We start from the raw sequence: 6,000 nt of genomic DNA, 5'->3' as shown, positions 1-6,000 counted from the left end.
GTCCCGGTGGGGCCGTCATCGGCGGTCCCGGCGGCGTGGCCGCCGGTGCCGCGGGTGCTCGCGGCGGCATGGGCGCGATGGGCGGCATGCCGTTCGGTGCCGGTGCGAACGGCGAAGAGGACGGCGAGCACACCAACAAGTACGACGAGGGCCTCGACCTGTTCGACGACCTGCCGCCCGCCTATCCTCCGGTGTTCGGCGCATAGCTCGAAACGAGGAGGCGGCCGTGTCCGGGTTCGAGGCCGATCTGGCCGCCATCGGCGTCACCGCCGGAGTGCTGGGCTCCGCGGCGGAGTCCGTCGGTGCCGCGGTGGACCGGCTGGAGGGCTGCTCGGGGCTGGGTCCCGGGCGGCTCGACGGGGTCGTCGGCACGCTGATCGCGGACACCCGCCGGGAGCTGAGCGGCGTGCTGCGTGCGGTCGACGACGACGCGGCGCTGGTCGGGACCATCCGCGGTGGGTACGCCAACCTCGACGAGGACGCCGCCGAAGGGCTGCGCCGCGCCGGCGGTGACCGCTGGTGACCGCCTACCGGGGTCTGGAGTTCGACCCGACCCCCGGCCGGCCGGACGCCGTGCACGCCGCGATCGCCCAGCTCACCACAGCCGACTCGGCGCTGGGCACGGTCGAGCCGGCGCTGCGCGACGCGGAGCGGCACTCGGCCGGCTGGGAGGGCGAGGCGGCGGAGACGTTCCGCGACCGGCTGCGCGCCACCCCGTCGGACTTCGACGCCACCCGCCACCGGTTGCGCGAGGCGGTCGCCGTCCTCGAGCGGTGGGCGCGCACGCTCACGGACAACCAGCGGCGCACCGAGGAGCTGGACGCGGCCGCCGTGCGGCTGCGCCGCCAGCTGACGGACGCGCGGGACGCCGTGCAGGACAAGCAGAACGCGCTCGACCTCGCCGCCACGCCGAGCGTGGCCGCCGGGGCGAGCATCGAGCTGTCGGGCGCCACGAGTCGGGTCGCGGACCTCGAGGAGCGGCTCGCGGCGGTGCTGGAGGAGGCGCGGACCTTGGAGCGTGAGCACCTGCGGGCGGCCGAGGAGATCGCCGACGAGCTGGGCGCGGCCGAGTCGGCCCCGTCCGCGCAGGAGCGGAGTCCGGCGATCCGCGCGCTGGCGGGCGTGCTCGGCGACGCATCCCGGACCACGGCGGCGCTCGGCGGGTTGCTGCGCACGCCGGGCTCGGCGGCCGAGCCGGTGCCGGTCGGCGCACTGCCCGCGCTCGCGGACGCGGTGTCGGCGGGGCTGTCCGGCGGCCTGCGACCCTCCGGCGAGCTGATCGTGTTCGGTGAGACCCCGCTGGCGGCGGACTCGTGAAGCTCGCCGCCATCCCGGGCGTCACGCCGGTTTCCGTGCAGTCGGTCGACGCGACCGAGCGCGCGCTCACCGACGCGATCATCGGCGTGCGCGGCCCGGAGGCGGAGCACGACCCGGGAGTCGCCCTGGCCGCGCGCGACGCCGCGGAGCTGGCGCACGCGAACGGCGCCGGCCTGGTGGCCGTGGTTACCCATGCCGTCGCCGACCCCGCGATCCTGGTCGGCATGGTGGTGACGGCGGACGCTCCGCTCGGCCCGGACGCGGCGGCGGAGCTGCGCCACTACCTGGCCGACGCGGGTCCGGACATCCGCGAGGTGACCGAGTCGCGCACCGAGCGCGGCTACCCGGTGGTGATCGCGGAGCGGATCCTGGTCGACGGCCCGTCCCGGGACGCGCCGGCCGCGGGCTGTCAGCTGCAGGCGGTCGTGATCGACCCGCCGGGCAAGCGGATGGCTGTGTTCACCCTGCATTCGACGACGGGTCGCGGCTGGCTGGAGCTCGCCGGCGTGCTCGGCCAGCTGGTGTCGTCGGTGGACTTCGAGGTGGCCCCGAACGACCCGAGAGTCCGGGTCTCCTCGAAGACGTGACGGCCTCCGACGCGGACCTCGGTGCCAAGATCCTCGCCGGGTGGCAGCGGATCTCGCGGGCGGTCGAGGACGGGCCGCGGATGAACCGGCGGCTGGCCGACCACTTCGGCGTCGGGGTGCGGGAGATCGGGCACCTGCGCGACATCCGCAACCGGGTGGCGCATCCGGGTCCGCCCGTCGAGCGGCGTGACCTCGAGCGGGCGTTGGCGACGATCCGTCAGGTGGACCGCCGTGGCCGAGCCCCGGCCAAGAAGCGGCGCACCGCCGGCCCGTCGAGGACCGGCACTGGCGCCGCACGCGGCGGACAGCGGAGCGGCACGGGCCGGACGTCAGGCGGTCGGCGCGGCGGGCGGGCGACGAGTCCCGGCCCGAGGCCGGCGGGCGCCACGAGGACGAAGCGGAAGCCCAGGCCTCGCAAGGCGAAGAGGCCCGTGCGGGTGCCGCGGCGCCTCGCCGCGTACCGGGCCGTGCTGCTGGCGGTGGTCCTCGGCGTGGCCGTCGTCGTCCTCGTCCTGGTCGAGCTCCGCTAGGGCGTCCAGCGCGGGTCGCGGCCGGACAGGGCCAGCAGGCGGTCCAAGGTGGACGCTCCCGTTGGGACGGTGACCTCGGGACCGTAGCTGCCCATCTCCCGGCCCTGCCCGGCGCTGCGGGCCACCTCGTCATGTACGTACCGCAACAGGTCCGCGTCCCAGTCCGGGCGCTGGGCGGTCGCCCGTGCCAGGTCCCAGCCGTGCACCACGAGCTCGCCCGCGACCATGCCGCCGACCAGCTCGGCCGGCAGCTCCATGGGACCGCCCATCCGCGTGACGCCCGCCCACGCGCCGGGCTCGCCCCAGGTTGCGACGGTCCGCGCGGCGTGCTCCTCCAACGCGGCGGCCCAGTCGGGTCCGGCGAGGTCCACATCGGACTCGGACTCCGCCGGCGGCGGCACGGCCTCCTTGCGGGCGGCGCCGACCAGGGACGGACCCCAGAACAGCAGGTGGTTGACGAGCCGGTGGACGTCGAACTCCGTGCACGGCGTCGGGTTGGCGAGCTGGTCGGCCTTGACGTTGCGGACGATCTCGACGAACGGCGCGGCGGCGCGCTCGATGTGCGTGGCGGACATGGCCGTCAGGCTGGCACGTCGCGCGCGGGCCGTCTTGAACAAACGCGACGTAGACTCGGCCGCGTGCCCAGGGACGCCCGCGAGCTCGGCAGCGCCTGGACCCGCTACCAGCGCCACGACTACCCGAGCCCGTCGCCGGACCTCGCGCGCTACTGGGTCGTCTCCTGGAGCTACCGCGAGTCCTACCGGCAGAAGATCGTGCCGTACCCGAACGTGCACTTGACGTTCCAGGGCGGCGGCGCGACCGTGCACGGCGTCTCCAGCGGGTTCCAGGTCAAGGTGCTCGAGGGCGACGGCGGCGTGTTCGGCGTCGAGTTCCGGCCCGGCTGCTTCCGGCCCTTCCTCGGCGCGCCGGTGGCCACGCTCGCCGACCGGTCGATCGACGCACGCGAGGTCTTCGGCTCGGACCCGCCCGCCGAGCCCTGAGCCGCCTCCCCGGAATTAAAAGTGTTGGTCGCGTTCCAGGGAACAGTGCCGTTGTGCGGTTGATGGTGGCTGGGTGCCGTCACGTTCCCTGAGGTTGCGCTGGGCAGTCCAAGACTCGCGCGATGGCTACGAGCCCGGCTCATCCCTTCAGAACGCGGTCGCGGTAGTCGCGCGGAGTCTCGCCGACCACCTTGCGGAACGTGCGGGAGAAGTGGGCGGCGTTGGCGAACCCGCACTGCCGGGAGATCTCGCCGATGCCCTTCACCGCGTGCGCCGGGTCGCCGAGCAGCTCCTTCGCCCGGTCGATGCGCAGCTGCCGGATCCGGCCGGACACCCCGTCGCCGTCGTCGAAGAGCTGGTAGAGCCGGCGACGGGAGATGAACAGCGCGTCGGCGATCCGGTCCGCGGACAGTGCCGGGTCGGCCAGGTTCTCCTTGATGTACTCGACCGCGTCGCGCCGCCGGGTGGCGATCGCGTCGGCGCGGTTCAGCTCGGTGCGCAGGGCGCTGCGCAGCACCAGCTCGGCGAGCCCGGTCAGGTACGGCCTGATGCCGTGCTGGTCGAGCGAGTCGGCCACCACCAGCAGGTGCGCCACGGCCGCGGCGAACAGCGTCTGCAGCTGCCGCTCCACCGGCACCGGGCGGAACAGCAGCGGCCGCAGCTCGCCGAAGCTGATCGACAGCTTGCTGGTCGCGACGGTCAGCAGCACCGTGCCGTGCCGACCGGCCCGGTCGCCCGGCTGGGCCCGCAGCGCGCACTCCCCGAACTCGAGGCTCACGCCTGCGGACGGCAGGTAGCGCGGCAGCGAGGCCCGCATGACCAGCTGGATCTGGTCGGGCTCGGCCTTCGTCCGGGCCAGCGACGGCTGGCGGAGCGCGTCAATCGCGATCCGGGCCGCGCTCGCCCCGGAGGCCCGCACGACGAGGTACCCCGCCGCGACCTCGTCCTCGCCGGGCACGGTCTCGTCCGCGGCCGGCGAGCCGAGCACGGCCGAGAGCGCCGCGAACCGCCGTTCGAGGTTGGCCGGGACCCGCCGGGGTTGTGCTGCTCCACCCTGCATCGCGTGCTCCCGCCGACCGCCGGACCCGTCGTTGGCGGGAATTATGCCTGTGTGCATGGTCAGGTGAGGGCGGACATCCCGACCCACTCCTCCCACGAGACGGCCCAGTCGTAGTAGTCGCCGTCGGCCGCGTCGAGCTGCTTGTCGCTGCCGGTGATCTCCACCGGGTCGCCGACCAGCGCCCCGTCGAAGTAGATCTTGGCGTTGTCCGGGGACAGGTTCACGCAGCCGTGCGAGACGTTCTGGTTGCCCTGCGACGGGATCGAGGGCGCGTAGCCGTGGACGAACTCGCCGTTGTTGGAGATGCGGACCGCCCAGGGCACCTCGACGTTGAAGTACTTGTACTTCGGGTTGGTCATCTTGTACGTCTCGTGCTTGGACATGACCACGTGCGTGCCGCTGTTGGTCACCCGGCCCGGGTCGGACTCGAGGCCCATGCTGGCGGGGAAGTCGTTGACTAGCTTGCCGCCGCGGAACACCTGCACCCGGTGGGTCTGGGTGTTCGCCTTCACGACCTGGTTGCGGCCGATGGTGAAGTGCGAGGTCATGTCGTCGTTGCCGAACACGCCGTCGCCGTAGGGCACGCCGTACAGCTCGAGGCTCACCGTCACCTTTGTGCCGGCCGGCCAGTAGGCCTTGGGGCGCCAGTGCGCGCGCTGGTCGTCGAGCCAGGCCCACGCGCCCTCGACGGGCACGGAGGTCTTGACGGTCATCGCGCGCTCGGCGGCGGCCTTGTCGTCGACCGGCCCGTCGAAGGTGACCGCGATCGGCATGGCCACGCCGTAGGTCTTGCCGTCGCCGGTGTTGATCGAGGTGCCGACCAGCCCGTTCGGGGTGACCGTGGTGAAGTCGCCGGCGATCTCGCGCTGCTCGCCGTCCGTGCCGACCGCGGTGCCGGACCAGGTGTAGGTCTTGCCGAAGCCGAGGTCCTCGCCGACCACCCACGACGTGCCGTCCGCCGCGAGCTTGCCGACGACCTTCTTGCCGGCCGGGTTCGTGAGCGTCACGTCCTCGAGCTGGCCGTCGCTGACGGTGACCTTGACCGGGGCCACCGGGTTGACGCCCTTGGCGCCGGCGGCCGGCTGCAGCGCGATCTTGGCGGCGGGCTCGGCGGGCGCCTCGGCCTCGGGCTTGCCGTCGGAGCCGCCCGTCAGCGGCCATGCGTTGTCGTCGTCCGAGCTGCACGCGGACAGGCCCAGCACCGCCACCACGCTCATCGCGACGATCGGCAGCAGTCGCCCCCGACGGTTGCCGCGTTCACCCCTGTACACAGCCATGCCAACCCCCTGTTGGTGCCCCAGCGTCTTCACACCTATTTCGACGCATTTACCGGGTGCGGCGTTGGCTCGTTAGGATGTGACACAGATCACAAACGTTCACCCCGCGTTTTGCCTGCAGAGATCGTCTGTGGGCTGTAGTCAGCCGTATGCAAGTGGTAGTGCTACGAGTGCTCTACGCGATAAGCTCCCTGCGCAGGCCGTAGTTTCTGTGTTCGTGCTTTCCAC

8 protein-coding genes and 1 pseudogene are annotated in these 6,000 nt (G+C 73.0%); 6 read left to right on the top strand and 3 right to left on the bottom strand.

Annotation, left to right across the window (positions count from 1 at the left end):
- The 5 genes and pseudogenes from ACRDSK_RS07875 to ACRDSK_RS07855 all read left to right on the top strand — a co-directional run.
- A pseudogene (locus ACRDSK_RS07875) lies at nt 1-206 on the top strand (hypothetical protein); the annotation flags it as partial.
- 20 nt (nt 207-226) lie between these two features.
- Nucleotides 227-523 (top strand): hypothetical protein, encoded by a 297-nt coding sequence (locus ACRDSK_RS07870; protein ID WP_431439282.1) that lies wholly within the window; start codon nt 227-229, stop codon nt 521-523.
- Nucleotides 520-1,317 (top strand): putative T7SS-secreted protein, encoded by a 798-nt coding sequence (locus tag ACRDSK_RS07865; protein ID WP_431439281.1) that lies wholly within the window; start codon nt 520-522, stop codon nt 1,315-1,317. The genes ACRDSK_RS07870 and ACRDSK_RS07865 overlap by 4 nt, the downstream gene beginning before the upstream one ends.
- Entirely contained in the window at nt 1,314-1,904 is a 591-nt protein-coding gene (locus ACRDSK_RS07860) for a hypothetical protein (RefSeq protein WP_431439280.1), read from the top strand. The genes ACRDSK_RS07865 and ACRDSK_RS07860 overlap by 4 nt, the downstream gene beginning before the upstream one ends.
- On the top strand, nt 1,901-2,434 hold the full coding sequence (locus ACRDSK_RS07855; RefSeq protein WP_431439279.1) for a hypothetical protein: 534 nt from the start codon (nt 1,901-1,903) through the stop codon (nt 2,432-2,434). The genes ACRDSK_RS07860 and ACRDSK_RS07855 overlap by 4 nt, the downstream gene beginning before the upstream one ends.
- Here ACRDSK_RS07855 and ACRDSK_RS07850 read toward each other — a convergent pair.
- Nucleotides 2,431-3,009 carry a TIGR03086 family metal-binding protein gene (locus ACRDSK_RS07850; RefSeq protein ID WP_431439278.1) on the bottom strand — a complete coding sequence of 193 codons (579 nt, stop codon included), beginning with the start codon at nt 3,007-3,009 and terminating at the stop codon, nt 2,431-2,433. The two genes, ACRDSK_RS07855 and ACRDSK_RS07850, sit on opposite strands and share 4 nt — an antisense overlap.
- A 63-nt stretch (nt 3,010-3,072) precedes the next feature.
- On the opposite strand from ACRDSK_RS07850, the gene ACRDSK_RS07845 reads away from it, so the two are divergent.
- Nucleotides 3,073-3,435 carry a DUF6597 domain-containing transcriptional factor gene (locus ACRDSK_RS07845; RefSeq protein ID WP_431439277.1) on the top strand — a complete coding sequence of 121 codons (363 nt, stop codon included), beginning with the start codon at nt 3,073-3,075 and terminating at the stop codon, nt 3,433-3,435.
- 139 nt (nt 3,436-3,574) lie between these two features.
- Here ACRDSK_RS07845 and ACRDSK_RS07840 read toward each other — a convergent pair whose 3' ends face one another.
- Nucleotides 3,575-4,495, bottom strand: coding sequence for a helix-turn-helix transcriptional regulator (locus ACRDSK_RS07840; RefSeq protein WP_431439276.1), 921 nt, complete (start codon nt 4,493-4,495; stop codon nt 3,575-3,577).
- A gap of 59 nt (nt 4,496-4,554) precedes the next feature.
- Nucleotides 4,555-5,772 carry a L,D-transpeptidase gene (locus tag ACRDSK_RS07835; RefSeq protein WP_431439275.1) on the bottom strand — a complete coding sequence of 406 codons (1,218 nt, stop codon included), beginning with the start codon at nt 5,770-5,772 and terminating at the stop codon, nt 4,555-4,557.
- Nucleotides 5,773-6,000: the final 228 nt, after the last annotated feature.

The sequence above is a fragment of the Actinophytocola sp. genome (genome assembly GCF_050699915.1).
Classification (GTDB): domain Bacteria; phylum Actinomycetota; class Actinomycetes; order Mycobacteriales; family Pseudonocardiaceae; genus Actinophytocola.
This window is presented reverse-complemented; position numbering and strand designations above follow the sequence as displayed.